This window comes from Ureaplasma zalophigenitalium (assembly GCF_025780055.1).
Classification (GTDB): domain Bacteria; phylum Bacillota_I; class Bacilli_A; order Mycoplasmatales; family Mycoplasmoidaceae; genus Ureaplasma; species Ureaplasma zalophigenitalium.
Map to the genome: position 1 here is coordinate 1 of NZ_JAOXHJ010000001.1, position 18312 is coordinate 18312.

14 protein-coding genes and 2 tRNA genes are annotated in these 18312 nt (G+C 30.1%); 5 read left to right on the top strand and 11 right to left on the bottom strand.

Features of this window, described 5'->3' with window-relative positions:
* Positions 1 to 223: 223 nt before the first annotated feature.
* The 8 genes from OF365_RS00005 to OF365_RS00040 form a co-directional block, all read right to left on the bottom strand.
* Positions 224 to 1168, bottom strand: a complete 945-nt coding sequence (locus tag OF365_RS00005) for an RluA family pseudouridine synthase (RefSeq protein ID WP_263817579.1) — start codon at positions 1166 to 1168, stop codon at positions 224 to 226.
* Positions 1162 to 2184 carry a 3'-5' exonuclease gene (locus tag OF365_RS00010; RefSeq protein WP_263817580.1) on the bottom strand — a complete coding sequence of 341 codons (1023 nt, stop codon included), beginning with the start codon at positions 2182 to 2184 and terminating at the stop codon, positions 1162 to 1164. Before OF365_RS00010 ends, OF365_RS00005 begins: the two co-directional genes overlap by 7 nt.
* Positions 2185 to 2189: 5 nt before the next feature.
* Positions 2190 to 2795: a suppressor of fused domain protein gene (locus tag OF365_RS00015; protein ID WP_263817581.1), complete on the bottom strand. Its 606-nt coding sequence runs from the start codon at positions 2793 to 2795 to the stop codon at positions 2190 to 2192.
* 85 nt (positions 2796 to 2880) lie between these two features.
* Entirely contained in the window at positions 2881 to 4890 is a 2010-nt protein-coding gene (locus tag OF365_RS00020; RefSeq protein ID WP_263817582.1) for a type 2 periplasmic-binding domain-containing protein, read from the bottom strand.
* Positions 4891 to 4893: 3 nt separating this feature from the next.
* Positions 4894 to 5883, bottom strand: coding sequence for an ABC transporter permease (locus OF365_RS00025; protein ID WP_263817583.1), 990 nt, complete (start codon positions 5881 to 5883; stop codon positions 4894 to 4896).
* On the bottom strand, positions 5883 to 6779 hold the full coding sequence (locus OF365_RS00030) for an ABC transporter permease (RefSeq protein WP_263817584.1): 897 nt from the start codon (positions 6777 to 6779) through the stop codon (positions 5883 to 5885). The genes OF365_RS00025 and OF365_RS00030 overlap by 1 nt, the downstream gene beginning before the upstream one ends.
* Positions 6754 to 8286 (bottom strand): ABC transporter ATP-binding protein, encoded by a 1533-nt coding sequence (locus OF365_RS00035; protein ID WP_263817585.1) that lies wholly within the window; start codon positions 8284 to 8286, stop codon positions 6754 to 6756. Before OF365_RS00035 ends, OF365_RS00030 begins: the two co-directional genes overlap by 26 nt.
* A 205-nt stretch (positions 8287 to 8491) precedes the next feature.
* The gene (locus OF365_RS00040; RefSeq protein ID WP_263817586.1) at positions 8492 to 9592 is read right to left on the bottom strand and encodes a Vmc-like lipoprotein signal peptide domain-containing protein; all 1101 of its coding nucleotides are present in this window, start codon (positions 9590 to 9592) and stop codon (positions 8492 to 8494) included.
* A gap of 175 nt (positions 9593 to 9767) precedes the next feature.
* On the opposite strand from OF365_RS00040, the gene OF365_RS00045 reads away from it, so the two are divergent.
* The 5 genes from OF365_RS00045 (at position 9768) to rnr (ending at position 16204) form a co-directional block, all read left to right on the top strand.
* Complete coding sequence (locus tag OF365_RS00045; protein WP_263817587.1) at positions 9768 to 10817, top strand: iron ABC transporter permease; 1050 nt, start codon at positions 9768 to 9770, stop codon at positions 10815 to 10817.
* A 1-nt stretch (position 10818) separates the two neighbouring features.
* Positions 10819 to 11877, top strand: coding sequence for an iron ABC transporter permease (locus tag OF365_RS00050; protein ID WP_263817588.1), 1059 nt, complete (start codon positions 10819 to 10821; stop codon positions 11875 to 11877).
* A 189-nt stretch (positions 11878 to 12066) separates the two neighbouring features.
* A complete protein-coding gene (locus tag OF365_RS00055) occupies positions 12067 to 13656 on the top strand; it encodes a Vmc-like lipoprotein signal peptide domain-containing protein (RefSeq protein ID WP_263817589.1) in 1590 nt (529 codons plus the stop codon).
* Between the two features lie 83 nt (positions 13657 to 13739).
* Positions 13740 to 13973: a preprotein translocase subunit SecG gene (locus tag OF365_RS00060; protein WP_263817590.1), complete on the top strand. Its 234-nt coding sequence runs from the start codon at positions 13740 to 13742 to the stop codon at positions 13971 to 13973.
* Positions 13973 to 16204, top strand: coding sequence for a ribonuclease R (rnr, locus tag OF365_RS00065; protein WP_263817591.1), 2232 nt, complete (start codon positions 13973 to 13975; stop codon positions 16202 to 16204). Before OF365_RS00060 ends, rnr begins: the two co-directional genes overlap by 1 nt.
* A 132-nt stretch (positions 16205 to 16336) precedes the next feature.
* Here rnr and OF365_RS00070 read toward each other — a convergent pair.
* The 3 genes from OF365_RS00070 to OF365_RS00080 form a co-directional block, all read right to left on the bottom strand.
* Positions 16337 to 16412, bottom strand: a tRNA-Ala gene (locus OF365_RS00070).
* A gap of 1 nt (position 16413) precedes the next feature.
* Positions 16414 to 16490 (bottom strand) — tRNA-Ile (locus tag OF365_RS00075).
* A gap of 55 nt (positions 16491 to 16545) precedes the next feature.
* Positions 16546 to 18312: an ABC transporter ATP-binding protein gene (locus OF365_RS00080; protein WP_263817592.1), complete on the bottom strand. Its 1767-nt coding sequence runs from the start codon at positions 18310 to 18312 to the stop codon at positions 16546 to 16548.

An 18312-nucleotide genomic window follows, 5' to 3' on the forward strand; every position in this document is an offset into this window, starting at 1 on the left:
GTATTAGGCATGCCGCCAGCGTTAATCCTGAGCCAGGATCAAACTCTTAAAAATTGACGGATTCTATTTAGTTTTCAAAGATCATTTTATAATGTGTTTCGTTAAACACACCATATTATTATAGTGCTTTTTTTAAACAATGTCAAGCTTTTTTATTTTTTTCTTTAAACATTGTTGTCATCAAAGACACTAAATAAAATTATACTATAAATAAAAAAAGAATTTAATGCAAAAATCAAATATTTTGCAATTTAAATTCTTTATTAGATAAATAATGTAATTCAGGGTCGTATTTTGCTAGATCTTTAAAACTTATATAATAAGAAACTAGGCATTGTTGGCGATATCGTTCATCTTTATCAATTCTTTTATTAATATAGCGGGTTTCGCCGACCAAGGGAGCATTCAAATAATTCATCACTGCGCGAATTTGATGAGTTCGGCCTGTTAAAAGTTCGATTTCGTACAAATAATAATTGTTAATTTGTTTAATGAATTTATATTTGGTTAAAGCTGTTTTGTTTTCTTTGGTTTTAAAATCCTGTACAAGCATCAAGTTATCTTCCGGTTTTTTGTACATAAAGTTTTGGATTAAGTCTTGGTTTTTTGGTGTTTTAGAATAAGTTAAACAATAGTATTTGCGCACAACATCATTTTTTTGAAACATTTCTGTAATATTTCTTAAAGCCATGGCATTTTTAGCAGCCACTACTAAACCTGATGTGTTTAAATCTAAGCGGTGGCATAAACTTGGTGTAAATGATGACTCGTCAAAAGGGTTGTATTGTTTAGTTTTTGCTAAATATTTTTTCACGCGTTTAGCAAGTGTGTCCTCTTGTTCGTGTATATCGTCATGAACTATTAAACCTACAGGTTTGTGAATTACTAAAATATTATTATCTTCGTATATAACTTCTAAATCATCTTTTGCTTTTAAAAAATCAAGGTTTTTATTTTCCTGCAATAGCTCTGCGGGCATAAAAACACGCACCTCATCACCAACTTGAAGCATATATTTAATATCAGATTTTTTGTTGTTAACCTTTACATCTTTTGTCCGTACCATTTTGTATATATTAAACCGACTAACATTTTTAAACATCTTTAAAAGATAACGGTCTAAACGTTGGTCCGCTTCGTTTTTTGAAATTTTTAAAATTTTTAACATTTAATTCAGTATTCCTTTGTTCCTTGAATTTTTTTAGAATAAAAATATTCGCCTATATATTTAATTAATGCTGCTGTTTCTTTTTGCCAATCAACATTTTTGTTAGTTGGTAAAATTGATCGGTGTAAATGTAATAAATTAATATATTTTAAATCAATGTTTAAATTATTTGCCCAAGCACACAACGCACGTAGACCCGATTTATTATGAAAACTAATATACAAGGGATATTTTTGCAAAATTTCAACAATTTTATTTCTTTCGCCTTTGTTTTTATTGAAACTTATTTTATAGGAGCTAAAGGTATTGCTTTTATAATTGTAGATTTCATAATCTAAAATCTTTTGTTGGAAATCAAAATGTTTAATGATCATGGCAGTGGATGATTGTTTTCGTCTTTCAGTAATTGATTTCTTTAGGGGATTGTTAAAACTAATTTTTTGTTTTGGATAAAAAATCAAGACTTTTTTTAGTTCCTGAATTTTTTTAATATTAAGTGCTTGGGTTATTTTCATTAATAACCAAGCATCATATTTGGCATCGTGCAAATTATTAGTTTGATATTTAATGTTAAGAATTTGAGCTAATTCGTTCAAACTATAATTAATTTTTAAAGGATTTTCAAAAAGGTGCGTGATATCTAAAAAAGACATCTTTTTAATATCTAATTTATATTTTTCAAACAATCTCTTTAAAAGAATCTCATCAAAGTTTCCATATGTAACAATAATAGTATTTTCTAAAAATGCATGTATTTCCTCTGCTTTTTTTAGACTCATTTTCTGGTATTCTTTAAAGTTAACAAAGTTTTTGTTAAAGTTTATTTTGTTTTTCAACATTGAAGGGATTTGCTGATTCGAATAATATTTTTGATTAAAAATTATTGGTCTATCAAAATTGTAATTATGAATTTTATAACCACATAATTGAATGATTTCGGGATTTTTTTGTCCTGTTGCTTCAATATCTAGGAAAACGATGCAATCTTGATTTATTTTGGTTTCATAATTAATCATTGATTCTAAATTTTAATTAAAGACTTTCGACTTAAATTAACAATTCTGTTTTCTTCTTTTTCAAAATATTCTGCTAATTCTTTGAAACTATTAACTTTTCCAAAGAATAATTCGTCATCACTTAAAATTACAACTTGATAAAAAGAAACAACAAAATCGTTGGTTAACACAAAATCATTTGCATCAATTTTATTTCAGGGAAGATCTAAATACCCGGCAACTTTATTTGAATGACTAAAATAATTCGGATTAATAAAGACTTGTAATCACTTCAGTGTTAAATGCTGTTCATATGAATACTTAACAATGTTAATTAAAAAATTAATTGCTCAATAGTTTTGGGGATTGTTTAAGTCTCAATTAAGGGGTAATTCTAAATAAATTTCTGATCTTTCGTGTGATTCCTCAGTATGATTGTGAGAGTCAAAAGCGCCTAATCCAATAGTCATTAATAAATAAGAATTTTTAGTTTCTATTAACAGCAAATCATAATTGATGGGGATGGTACGATTATAGTCATTTAAATTAATAATTTTTACGGGTGATCCGTAGTGTTTTGATATAAAATTTAAAACTTTTCTTTTTTGTTCAATTGTATACGTGTAAATCATATTTTCTTAGCCCTCTATTCAATATATTAATTATAAAGGAATAGATAAAAAAGAATAGTCCCTAAAGACTATCTTTTCATAAAAATTAATTTTTGGCTACAAAATCGTCATACCCAATAGCAATATTTGAAAGAATCAAGTCGTTAATCGGGAATTCCAATGTAGAAGGGTTATAACGTACGTTAAAGATCTCTCTATTAATATTGTTTAACTGAATTTTATCAGTTATTTGGTCGTCCAAATCAGTATAAAATGCCAACATTTTCTTTTCTAATACATTTTTTAATTCTTGATCATCAACTTTTTTATCAATAATTTGATAGTCGATTAATAATTGTTTAAGAGCTAAAAAGACTGATGTTTTATTTTCTTCCCAATTAATTTGATCATCTAAAAATTCTTTCGCATAGACAAATTCAACATCGGGTTTCTTGTTGTTTGTATATACTTCGTAAAGAATTTCTGCTAATGCATCAAAGAAGGTATGTTTTTTTTGCCGTTCTTGTTTTGTATAATATCGAGGATCAAAGCCAAAGGTTTCTGACGTCATAAAATCCTTTGGATCCTCATTGGCAATTAGGTTTTTAACTAAATCAATTTGAAAAGCTGTATTACCTAAATAACCTTCATTAATATCTAAAACATGCTCGTAAACCGCTCGCAGTGTTGGCGTATAATTTAAATAATCAAAATTACGCATAGGCATATAAAAATAAGATTGGTCTTCTAAGATATTACCTTCTTCTTTGGCTTCTAAATCAGTTGATTCATACTTATTAATTTCTTCATCAGTTAAACCTTTATGAACATTTAACCCTCATCGTAAAACACCATCATTATCCGTATCATTAATTCCTTCAAAAACCAGGTTTTTGATGTAATCATAAGCTCCGTCTAGATGTTTTTCATCAATTAAATCATTAATAACCAAACCGTCCATAACATTTAATGTATACCGCGGGCGAACAAAATGGAAATCTTTGGTTGTTGGTAAAAGCTGTTCATATTTTTTTACATCAGCATATTCTCCACCATTTAAGGCAAATGAAATATCACCATTATAGCCAATCACACCTACTGTTTCTAAAGTAGCTAAATTATTTAAAACATTATTCGAGTTAGGATCGAAGCGAATTGTGTTTTTGGGTAATTTTTCTGTATAGTGGTTCAATGCATTAAATGTTGTTTCTATATCATCAATACTTGCTTTCGGTTGGTTTTGTACATTTGGTGCTTTGTTTGCAAAGAGTTGTTTTCACTCTTTTATCTTTTGTAAGTCAGGATGTGCTTTAGTTTCTTCTAACTTAATTCATGTTTGTCATTTAACTAAATCAGCATAATCTTTTTCTGTTAATGATTCTGAAGTTTGCATAATTCGTGCTAAATCATAAATAGTTCGTGGGTCACTAATAAATGTTAAACGCGCAGGATTATCATTAGTATAAATCACAGATCCATCTCTTTCATACAACTTTGTTTTAATTTCAGGGTTAAATCGATCCTCATTTTGAATAGCTCAGAAAATATCTGCTCATGTTGGGTTGTTTTCTGGTTTTAATGCTGGAATTTCTTTTCCTCGATAAGCAAAAATTAAGTCTTGGTAAAAATAAGGTACCATGTAATCTAATAATTGCTCGTTTTGTTGATCGTTGTCCAAATCACCCAAATAGTCACTATACGCTTGTGATAATTGTCATGTTGTATCGCTAAAAAATGGTTTTAGCTGTTCTGTTTTAGTGATTAATTTCCCGTTCGCATCATGTAAATCGAACTTAGATCAATCAATTTTTTTAATCACTTTTCGTTTAGCCAATTTTGCTACTGTATATTGAGAAATAATAGCGATGTCCAGTGATCTTGATTTTAAATACCCTTCGACAATTTCGTTATTTGAATAATAAACATAACTTAAAAAGCCGTTCGTGTTTGTTTTGAAATTAGTTTGTAGTTCCTTACTTACATCCGGATCAACATAAGCATCATAATTACCTACGACAAATTTGTTTGTCCCAACTGCACATGCAGTTGTAATAGGAATTACTAAAGCACTCAAACCTAAGCCAAAAAGTGTTTTTTTAATTCATTTTTTACTCATAGCTTACTCCTGTTTTTTTCAAACCAATAAGCGAATCTTGTTGGTTGTTCGTTTACGATTGCTCGTTTTGATAATCTGATAAATAGCAATGATTATAATAATCAAAAGCGTTAATAAAATCATCAACGCACCGAAGGCAATAGCTCAGGCCTTGACCCCTTTAGCCATTTGGTAAAGTTCTGTTGAAATTGTATTCACTTTGCCCCCTACCAAACGTGTAATAGCATAATCGTCAAAAGTGATTGCAAACACGACAATGATAGCTGAAAATAAAGAGGGCAATAAATGAGGAATGACAATTTTAAAGAAAGTTTGAATTTTTGAATACCCTAAATCATAAGAAGCAAGGATTAAATTCTTATTCATCTTCATCATTCGCGGATAAAAAATCATAATGGCATACGGAGTGCAATAAGAAATGTGAGCTAAAACTATCGTTGTGAAACCGAAATTAATGCCCAATGGTAAAAACGTTGAAGTAAACAATAAAGCTAAAGAAATACCAGTAATGATGTCTGGTACAGCTATATTTGTTTTAGATGTATTTAAAACACTTTTCTTATAAATTGAACGCGCGTGTCAAATACCAAAGGTAGTGATTAATCCTAAAAAAATAGAAATAGGGATTACAATAACCGAAATGATTAAAGTGTTTAGTAAAGCTGAGGTAAATTGACTACTTGCTAGTTCTAAGAAATTTTCACCACCATTTCATTGAAAAGCAGTTGTAATGTTTCCGCGTATTGAAGGTTGCGTGAAAGCTAAGAAAATAATAACAATCAGAGGGATATAAATAACAGCTAAAACAATGAAGATGTAAAATCGTCGCAGTCAACTAATTAATAATTGACCCTTGTTAATATTTTTCATCGCTGAAACTTGTTCGAAAGTACTCTTTTCTTGAAAATTTTGTACCTTTTCTAACAGGTTGTTTTGATTATTGATTTTACTTAGATTTTTTTTAGGTGTTTTATAAAAGAAGTTATATGACATTATAAGGCTCCTTTCTTAATTTGAGCTTTTTTATAAGCTTTAATAATTAATTTAGGAATAATTAAGAAAATGACATACATAGCCAAAATTACTACACTAATCATCAATGTTAAAGTCGCAGCACGACTTAATTGCGCAGGGTTAGAAATACCCCCTTCACCTAAGTTTAAAATCAATCCGCCAAGTAGTCCCGAATCGTTTGACATATTCATGAATCCAGAAATTACTACAGATGTTAAACAAGATAAGAACATGACTGTAACCCCTGAAATCAAAGCATTACGAACATAAGGAATGGTAATATGAAAAAAGGTGTATATGTGCCCTCTACCTAAGTCATAACTTGCTTGTTCTAAGTTTTTGGGCATGTGTGATAATGCTGTATATAAAGGTAAAAGCATAAATGGCATATAGATAAACACATGACCTATAATTGTATAAAAATGGCCATATGTTGAGTTGTTGTGCCCATGTAACACATCAAGAAATGTTTTAATCCCGATTAGTTTTATTAACATAGTCATTCAAATAGGAGCTGTAATCAAAGCGATAGCAATAACTTTTAAAACTACGTTTTTTGCCTTAGCTAAAAAATAAGTGAAAGGAAAAGCGATTAATAGGCCAATAAAAGTTGACAAGCAACTAATTCAAATAGTGTTTCAGATTTTTAAACCGATTGTTTGTGTTAAAACATCTCAGTTATCTGCCACATTCATTTCACCCACATTAGGGTGTTGTGCACCTTTAAATGCTGTAACTAAAACAACAACCAATGGAACAATAAATAAAAAAATGGTTAATAAAAAGTAAGGGATCGTTAAAATTAACCCTTTTGAGGGTTTAATGCGTCTCCAACTAAATGATTGACGTTTATTTTGTAATTGTTGTTTCATCATTCACTCCCTTCTTAATTACGTGTACATCTATGTCGTCTCAATCAAGACCAACAACATCTCCAACAGCAGAGCTGTTAATATCTTCAACATTAATGATCATGTCTTGATATTTACATTTAATATCTCACATTAAACCTTTATATAAAACTGATTCAACTGTTGCATTAATACTTCCTTGATCTTTAGGTACCACATCAAAATCCTCTGGTCGAATCATAATGTAAACTTCTTCATTTTCTTCAAAACCTTCTACTACATCTGTTGTCGAAGATATGTCATCAAAAACAACTTCTCCTTTTGTTTTGTAATAACCATTAAAGATGTTTGCACGACCAACAAAGTTAGCTGTTCATAATGAGTTTGGTGAATCATAAACTTCAGATGGTGTTCCTATTTGCTCAATTTGACCATTTGACATAACTACAACCTTGTCTGATAAAGAAAGGGCTTCTTCTTGGTCATGGGTTACTAAAATGAATGTTATTCCCAATGTTTCATGTAGTTTTTTTAATTCATTTTGTAATTGTTGGCGAACTTTAGCATCTAAAGCACTTAATGGTTCGTCTAATAGAATAATTTCCGGTTCAATTACAATTGATCTAGCTAAAGCTACTCTTTGTTGCATTCCACCGGATAATTCATTAGGAAAATTATTAACTTTCTCAGTTAAACCGACTAATTCAATAATTTGTCGAGCTTTTTCGTTAATTTCTGCTTTTGTTAATAAACGTGTAATGTTTTTGTTTTCAAACTCTTCTTTTTTGTTTGATGGGTAGATTTGTCAGTATGAGTTTCAATAATCTAAATCATTATATTTAAAAGTTAAACGATCATATTTTTTGTCTACACGAACTTTTTTCTCATAATTTGTTTTTAATAAGCTAATTTCTTTATCAACTTCCTTGATTAAGAAATCCTTATTTTCTAGATTAGATTGTGTTATTAGATCATTCTTCTTCGTTTTTAGCTCATCCAAATAAGCTGCGTATTGATTTTTACGCATAGTTTTAATTTCACTTAAATAAGCATTAGATTCATAAAATCTCTCAAGTTTTTTGATATCATTGTATAAATTTGCTTTTTTTAGTTCAATTTCTTTTATTTTGGTTTGACTTTTTTTCTTTGCTAATTGATAAACTCTTTCAGCGGCCTCATATATTTTTGGATCGACATTTTCTTTGGGCTTACGCATCAATTTAATGCCGTATTTAATATTTTGAGCAACAGTCATATTTGGAAAAAGTGCATAATCTTGAAACACAGTTGATGTTGGTCGCATACGAATCGACATATCTTTGATATCAATCCCGTTATACAAAATTTTCCCGTTTGTAGGTTGTTCAAAACCTGCAATCATTTTAAGGACGGTGGTTTTACCACAACCACTTGGTCCTAAAAGTGTAACAAATTCACCTTTCTTAATTTCCAAATCAAAGTTATGAACAGCTGTAAAACCATCATCATAAGATTTAGAAATATTGTTTAAATGTAAAATTGTTTTTTGCATCAAAATCTCCTTTAAAAAGATAAAAAAATATGTTTCCCTAAAAAAGAAAACATATTAATAATAACACATAAAAACTTTTATAAAAAATAATTCAAAATGTTTATTTTTTTGCACCATTTTTTTAAACGTCTAAAGAGCATTTATATTAGCTATTTATCGGGATAAAAGTTATTTTTGCATATTTTTTTATTTAGTAATGAACAACCTACATACTTGTTTTTTTTGATTTAAAATTTGATTCAGGAATTTCCTTAATATAAACATTTGATTCTTGCAGATTTTTTGTTAGCGTGTAAGAAACAATTATTTTCTTATTTGTCTCGTCTTTTTTCACATCTTTTACATTAAGGACATAGGTTTTGTCTGGTACATTCGATTGGTAGTTACTAACTTCGATTGAAGCGTCCGTGAAAGTAACTTCATTAGCACCTTTGTATGTTATAGTCACCTCTTTGTTTGCTGACTCAAAATCAATAGGTTCGACCTTAGGAGCTTCTTTTTTGAATACATCTGCTAAAATGTCTTTAGTAAATTGATGTTCTTGATTGTTTTTGCTCAATTTATATGAAACAGTTATTCTAGATTTGTCCGCAGCTTTTTGAGCACTAATAAAAGCAATCGTGAATGTATTATCAGATACATTTAATTGGTAGTTATCTACCACAAGTGATGCATCGGTGAAAGTTACTTCAGACGCACCTTTATAAGTTACACTTGTACCCCTGTTAGCTGATTCAAAATCCACTTTAAATAATGAAGACGGAATTTCTTTTGTAAATACTGTTGATTGTTCTTTGTTTTGATTTTTAATTATGTAAGAAACAACAATACTATTTTCTTTTTTGTCAGCTTTAACAAACTCTATTTTAACTTCAGGATGAGTTAGTGTAAAATTTTTACCATCTACAGTTGCATCAGCAAATAAAATTTTATTAGCATTCTTATATCCGACTTGGACTTTCTTGTTCAATTCAACAAAAGCATTAAATGTTTTCACCATGGGATCTATCTTAGTTTTTAATGAACTTAGTTTGTCATTTAAAATAACTATAAAATTAGCATCTTTTTTATGTTTGTCGATTTCGTCTTTTGTTATTTTTAAGATTTTGTCTATTTCTTGAGCGTTTACTGTATTTTTTTTATAAAAATCTGTTGTTTTTATTTGACTTACGTAATTGTTGTACTCATTAACTGCAGTGATCAACTCATTGTTGTTTTTACACGATGTAGCTATACCCGCTGCTAACCCGCAAACAGCTATACCCCCTAACATCGATAAAAAAAACTTCTTATTAATTTTTTTCATGTTTTTACCTCGTTTTGTTTAGAAATGTAAACTATATCTAAATTTTAGCATATTCGTTTTTCTTTTTGATATAGATTCCCCCCTAATTTTTTTACTTTTTTGGTACCTGCTTTATGTTTTTTTAAGTAATTTTTAGTAAACTAATATATGAAACAAAAGAGGGGAGATTTTTACTTTGACAGCGAACAATACTTCTGAAACTTCTATATTTCAATATTCACTACCTAAATACGATACTTTTGATAAGCCAAAAAAAGTAAAATATGGTAAATGACAAATAATGTTTATCGCTTTATCGGTAATTGTAGGTGTTTTATTTTTGATCATCAATATTTTCTTTGATGGTAAATCACTAAATAACCTTAACCGTTTATTTTCAGGCAATCAATATGATATTGGTTTATATGCTTATACCCCAATTAGTAACTTTCTGGTCGGTTTTTGCATAGCATCTGCTTCCATCGCCATTACGGTTACATCAAGAAATGTATTAAGTGGGCCAACTACTCTTGGATTTACACCAATGATTATTTTGGCAAATACATCAACGCATATGATTACTATTAAAGAACAAGCTTCAACTGCAATTTTATATTCACTTGGTTTAGCTTTTTGTTTTATTTTAATTACAACAAACTTCTTACTAACAAAGGGTAATGTACAAGGAGCTAGTTTCCGTCCTATTTTAATCTCTTTTGCTATTGGTGCAACTGTATCTGCTATTAATATTGTTGTAATTTCGCAGATTGAAGATTTACGACGTGACTTTGATTCTTATGTTGGTTTCAAACCATACCCTATTTCATTGACTAGATTTTTAACTAGTAATATCTTAATGGTGGTTGTAACTGTTATTTTGTTCCTACTGTCTTCAAAATTAACAGTAATAAAAAAAGATTTTATTTTAGCTAAATCTTTAGGTATTCACGTTAACTTAATTTATTGAACAGTTGCTTTTTCACTGGTCATTATTACTGTTTCTGCGATTGTACTAATTGGAATTATCGCATTAATTGGAGTTGTTATTAACGTTATTATCTCAGCATTGTTTAAACGTATGAACGTTCCTTCAGCCATGCTCTATGCGGGATTATTTGGTTCAGCCATCTTATCTTTCTCTGGTTATATAGCTGAATTTTTTGCTGGATCTCGTGAAATCATTATTGCTATTTTAGCTATCCCAGCATTCGTATATGTGTTATTTAGAAGAAAGGGTGTTAAATAGTATGTCAACACTAGATTTTACGCAAACAGATGAATATAAATTCAAAAAAAGATGAAATAGAGCTTGGGGTTTTAAAAATCCTTTAAAAGCTATAAATCGAAAAAGCTACATAAAAACAGCAGTCAATGTTTTTGTAATGTGTACCATGTTCCTAATAGTTTTCTTTTGAAATCAAGGGTGGAAGGTAGATCCTAAGGAAGTAATTCGACATGTAATGGTTGGTAAACTTCTTTTAACGGGAATTTGTATGGGATTAAGTGGTTATTTAATTCAAACTCTTACAAACAATCGTTTTAGTGATACATCCATTTTAGGAATCGGTAACATTAATTTGCTTGGTTTGATGATTTTCGTTCAAATGATCGGGTTTCAAACAGTAAGTATGGAGAAGTTTAATTTCGTAATCGCTTTTCAACCCTTTCTTTATTTTGTATCACCTTTAATCCTAATGATTATCTACTATGTAGCTTCTAAAGAAGTGAGTAGTTTCAATTTTAAGAAAATGATTATCGCAGGGATTTTAGTGAACTTTCTTTCTACGTCGATTGCCTTAATCGTTTCTCAACACTTACATGAATTAGGTCGTATATTAATATCTAATCTTTCATTTGGTACTGTTGGTGTTGGAGGCGGAGATTTTATGAAAACCTTCTATATCTCTTTAGGTCTTATCATATTCGGTATCTTTATCGTAGCTATTCTTTCTAATAAAATTAAAATTATTGTTGCAAACCAGCAAATCGCTAGCCAATTAGGTATTAAAGTTAACTTGGTGTCTTTAGCAACTTTAATTGCTATTTGTTTGATGGTAGGTGCAAGTTATTCATTAAACGGAAACTTGGTCTTTGTTGGTTTAGTAGCAGGAAATATTGCTCGTAATATTAATAAACACAATTATAAGACAGGTATGATCACATCAAGTTCTTTAGGCGCAACATTTTATATGGCAGCCTTTGGGTTCTTGTTCTTAATTATCAACATTCCAGAACAATGAGTTAATCTTGCTGTCCCTCTATTAATCTCTCCTTACTTCATAATTCTAATTTCTAAAAAAGAATAATTAAAAACATCAAAAATTTAAAACTACAATTTTTTGTAGTTTTTATTTTTCATTATTTTGTTATTTTTATTTAATTCGCAAAATTTATGGAACATTTGCGTTTTTTTGGTATTAGAAACTTGCTAAAAGAAAGTAAAAAAAATAACAAAAACTATAATTTTTATATTGTAAGTATTAAAGGAGTCACCAATGACTATTAATAAAAGAAAAATTTTATTTAGCGCACTTTCTGGTTTAGCAACAATTTCCGTTCTAGCCTCAGTGGCAGCGGTTGCAGCTAGTTGTAAAAAAAACAACAAGGAAGAGAATATATTAAAAAAATTAACAAATAGATCAAAAATTATTCATGAGATTTTAACTAAAAAAGGACTTAACGAAGATAGTGGTCAAACAGAAATATTATGACGAAGCTGATGAAACTCCCCGTTTGCCCAATTAAAATCACTTGCTGTCGATTTAGATAAAGCTGTTGATTTGTCTAAATCATCAACCTTCAAACCATTGATCGAAAAAGGTCAACACGAAGCAACCTTCGCTCTTGAAGCTGAAAAACAAATTAAATTAATTAAAGAAGATATTAAAATGTATGCAAATTCACCTTTTTGAAAAAAATTGCGTGACAACAACACTACAGTTGGTTTCACTACTCGTGGCGGACCTTCTGATTTAGATGTTAGCAACATGAATTCATTCGGACTATTACAACCAACAGAAAATTCATTATTGTATACTTCCCCTGAATATGATGAGTTGCCCGGTTTAGGTCTTAAATTCCCTACACCAAAAACTGATGACGGTGCTGATTTACTTGATGACTGATTCTCTTTTGGATGAAAGGCTTCATACGGAGATGTAAACGTCAAAAACAAAGCAATTAATCAATTAATTAATTCATTCTCTAATAGTTTCGATCATTTAATCTATGTATATAATGATGGTGAAAAAACTGAAAAATATAAAAGTGATCTTGGTCAATCATATGAACAAGAATTAGCCAAAACAAAAAATTTCTTACCTGCTCGTTTAGTAAAAGATTCAACAGATCAAATTCACTTTATGGGTCGATCAGGATGAATCGCAACCTACGGGGTTATTGGGATCCATTGATTATTACGTGAATATTCAAAATTATTTGGAATGCCTAAAGATGAACTAGACGGACTAATCGCTAAAGAAAAATTTAAAGTTAATCAAAACCCTTTGCCGTTATTTACTGAAGATGATTTAACAACTACATCTGATGGCAAAAAAGTTTTTAAAGAAGGGCGTAGTCCATACAAAAAACACCGTTCCGACAAAACAGATATTAATTTCTGAGTAACAAGTGTCCATACATTAGACCAATCAATTACTCTCGGATTAAAACCGAACCTTTACATTAAGGGTGCATTAAGTACTTCTGGTCACGATCGCCCAACAAGTATTAATTATTTAATTGAAACATCAGGGAATTGGATCAAGGAACTACCTCGCTTTGGTGAAATCAAAGGGACTGAGTCTGTAGAAGAATTAAAAAACACTTATCTTAAAATTATTTACGCACAAAATGTTAATACAATGACTTCAGGGGTGCACAACTTGACAAAACAAGGAAATATTATGCAACCACAAAACTGAGAGGAATATCCTGAATTAGTTTCAAATATTGTCTTTACATCTCGCCGTTTCCGTGACCAAGATCGTGTTGATCCGAAGGGAGCAGATAGAAAGTTCTCACAAGATGCCTCTTTAATTGGTTATGATGAATACATTAAAGAATTACAAAAAAACAAAGCATAGAAGATGATAAATAAAAACCGTAACTTCATTGTTATGGTTTTTATTTGTTATAATTAAAGAATATAACATTTAGGGAGCTGTGTATGGGATTAACAATTACATTAATACTTTTAAGTATTTTGGCATTAATTATTGGTTTGTTATTATCAAGAACATCTGCAACAGGTGGTTTATCTAGTTTAAATGGTCAAGATTTAGAAATCTTTCAAAAAACTAAAGATCGTGGTTGAATGAAGGGATTTCAAGTCTTCATGTTTTTTATTACTATTACATTAATATTAATTGTTATTATTTATCGAGCTACTAGTAATTCATAATGGATATTAAATCATTGCGCACACTAATTTTAAACCAATTAGAAAAGGAAAATTATAAACCAATCCCTCCAGGCATTCTCCTTAAAAAAATATTAAAAACATATCCTGATTTGAAAAAAAATACTTTTTACCAAACAGTTAGTCAATTAGTAGCTGACTCTAGTGTAAGACGTTTAGAAAATAATTATTTGATCTACAATTACGGTGATTATGAAATAGATTTATCTAAGAAAATGGTTGGTGTTTTATCAATCAATTCAAAAGGTGATGGATTTGTTCGTGTAGAGGAAGAAGAAGTTGACTATTATGTTAATAAGAAATATTTAAACGGTGCTTTAAAAAAGGATCGTGTTGAATTTGCCTTATTAAAAAAAGAACCCAAAAGACCTGGTCTTTATGATGCAGCAATTACCTCGGTGATCGAGCATTCCAAAGATTTTTATGTAGGTGTTGTTGTTTTTGATGGCAAAACACTTAGTGTTTCTTGTGATGATCCTGCTTTTTATTTAAATATTGTTCTTGATAAATATCCAGGTTTGGTTACTGGTCATAAAATTTTATTTCACGTTTATCAACGCGATTTACAAAATGCGTATGCATCAGTTGAATTGGTTTTAGGACACCAAAACGATGTTGGGGTAGATATTTTATCTATTGTTTATGATAATAACATTAAACCCGAATTTCATCCTGAAGCTGAGCAAATAGCTAATAAGGCTGTTTTCGAATTAAATGAGCACCAACAAAAGATTCGTCGTTTCTTAAATGAACGCGAAATCATATCTATTGATCCAGCGGGTTCTAAAGATATCGATGATGCAGTTTTTGTACAAAAATTGCCAAAAGGAGTCAATGGCAAGCAGTTTTATTTCTTAGGAGTTAGTATCGCTGATGTTTCGTATTATGTTCAACCAGATACTGCTTTAGATAAAAACGCTTTCGACCGTAGCACATCTGTATATTTAGTAGATCGTGTAATTCCTATGTTACCTCATAATTTATCTAATAATATTTGTTCATTAAACCCAAATGTCCAAAGAATGGCTGTAACGTGCGATATGATTATTAGTGACGAAGGGCAAGTAGTTTTCGAGGATGTCTATCCTTCTGTAATTACTAGTAAGTACCAAATGTCCTATGATGAAGTAAATGACTTTTTTGAAGAGAAAAGTAAGCTACCTGAATACGTAATTTCCGTTCATCAAATGTTACGTGAGGCTAAAGAGTTACATGAGATTTTACGTGCTAAAAAATCTCGGGACGGTTATGTTAATTTCGATATTAAAGAACCAAAGATTGTTTTAGATAAAAATAACAAAATTATTGAAATTCAAGTTAAGCAGCAAAAAACCGCTCAGATGATGATCGAAGATTTTATGGTTGCAGCTAACGAAGCGGTTACGCGTTTTGTAGATAAGCAAATTAATTATCAAGAAAACCCTAAAACAATAAATAATTCGGATGATTATTTATTAACAAATATTAAGACACCACTTCGTTTTATTTATCGTACCCATGATAGACCACAAATTAAGAAGCTAGAGATGTTTGCTATTGAAGCTAAAAAGTTGGGTTTTAAAATTACTGAAGACTTCTTGAGTATAGACGAAAAAACGATTTCAACTTGACTCGATAACAATGCTAATCATTACAATTTAACATTAGTAAACAAATTGTTGTTACGTTCAATGGAAAAAGCTGCTTATTCAGTAAATAATATTGGCCACTTCGGTCTAGCATCTGAACACTATACTCACTTCACTTCACCAATTCGTCGTTATTCAGATTTAATTGTTCATCGAATTTTATGATCTTTTATTTTTGATCCTCAAGCTTATACAGATCAACAACGATTGGAATTGATGAGTAATTTAAAAAACGTTTGCGACCAATGTAACGAAAAAGAAGTGGTTGCTGTACGTACGGAGCGAGATGTTAATAGTATGAAGTTCGCTGAATATATGTCAGAGCACTTAAACACAGAATTTGAAGGTGTTATTTCATCAGTTAATACGTTTGGTTGTTTCGTTGAATTAGATAATACTATCGAAGGTTTAATTGCTGTTAAATCTTTGAAAAATGATTTTTATAACTATGTCAAAGAAAATAATACCCTTGTTGGGGAAAAAACCCAAACAATTATTACTGTTGGTAAACGTGTAATTGTTAAGGTTATTGGTGCTAACAAAGTTACGCGCAAAATTGATTTCGAATTAGTTAAATTTATTTAAAAGCAATTAAAAAAACTATAGGGGTTCCTATAGTTTTTTTAATCTACTTGTTGCCTGTTAGACTTTTTTTAAAATAACAGATAGGTTTTTTGAGGAATAAAAAAATCTAGCCTGAGCTAGATTAAGTTTTAATGGTGGAGACGAAGGGGGTCAAACCCTCGACCTCCTGAGTGCAAATCAGGTGCTCTATCAATTGAGCTACGTCCCCATGGTGGAAGTAAATGGACTCGAACCATCGACCTCACCCTTATCAGGGGTGTGCTCTAACCAGCTGAGCTATACTTCCAATACACCATATTATTATAGTGTATTTAATTCTAAAAAGCAAGTTTTTTTGTTTTTTAGTTATTAGTAAATAATTTTTTATATGCCTCGTTTGTTTTTAATAATTCTTCATGTCGACCAATGGCAACGATTTTTTTGTTATTCAACATGACAATTTGATCCGCCTCGACAATGGTTGATAGACGGTGTGCAATTACTATTGATGTTTTATTTTCAATCAACTTCTTCATTGCTTTTTGAATTTGTTGTTCTGTGTGAACATCAACGTTTGATGTGGCCTCATCCAAAATAACAACGGGGGCATCTTTAATCATTGCACGAGCAATCGTAATTAATTGTTTTTGACCATTCGATAAACCATGTTTCTCATCCATAATTGTGTCATATTTATGATCCAATTGCATAATTGTGTCATGAATACCTACCATTCGACAAACTTCATGAATTCGTTCTTTTGACACATTTTTATTCACCATTCAAAAATTATCATACAGTGTTTTTTTAAATAAATATGGCTCTTGAAGAACTGATGTTAAATAACTCCGAACACTATCTCGCGCTTTATTGCTAATTGAGATCCCATTAAAAAGTATGTCACCTTTTTGAAAATCATAAAAACGCATAACTAAGCTAGCTAAAGTTGTTTTTCCTGACCCTGTCGGACCAATGATGGCTGTCGTTTTATTTTTAGGAATATGCAATGATATATCATCTAAAATAACATCGCTATTATATTGGAAAGTTAGATTTTTTAATTGAATATCAACCCCGCTTGACGAATCAATTTTTAGTATTTCACGGTTATCTTTTTCACTTGGTATACTTAATAATTCATATATTTTAACTAGTGCTGTTTTTCCTGCTAAAGTTGTTGGTGTTTGTTGAACCAAATCAGTAACATATTGGCCACATAAAACAGCGCTAAAAGATAGAGTGATTAGTGGTGCAAAGTTTGGCACTTCAATCATTTCGTTATTGATTTCTCGAGTTATAAAATTACTCATGAAACCTGAAGGTAAATGGATATTATGGATGGTAAAAAGTAGATAAGTGAAGGCGATAACAACTCCCATCACTCTATTAGCTGTCACACTTAATGGGAAGGGAATGATGCTCAGAAATTCTGATCGAATTCATGATTTTTTCATATCATCAATTTTCTGATCGTATTTATTAATAAAATGCTCTTGAGCATCAAATTCACTAATTGTTTTACGTGTTCGAATTAATTCTTCCACATAGTCGTTAATTTCTCCGGTTACCTTTCTCGTTTTTGTTTTATAAAAATAAGCTTTTTTAACTATGACAAACGATGGAATCATAACAATTAAATAAGCAAGAATTGCAATTAGAACGACATAAGGGTTAATCACTAATAAAGCTATTCCAAAACCAATTCCACCAATCACTAAGACATTAATTTTTTCATAATAAGTAGTAAGTGCATTTTTAATAATTTGAGGATCTGTTAATGCTTTTGTATACAATTCACCTGGTTTATTTTGTTCAAAAAAACCAATACTCATTGTTCTTAGTTTTTGATTAATTGTCATTGCTAAATTAATTTCGATTTTATGCGCTACTTTATTCGAGGTTAACGAAATCCCAAAATTAAATAAACCCATTAAAACATATCCTGCTATTGTTAGACCAAAATACATTAGGAAACTATTGCTTTCGTTTAATCCATATTTAGCTGTAGCTAGTTGCATTAAATACGAAGCAGCTACATAACTAATAACAAAGAATAATGTTAAAAAGGAAATTGTTAGGAAATATTTCCGAAAATCTTTTAAATAAAATTTGCATAAAATTTTATTCAT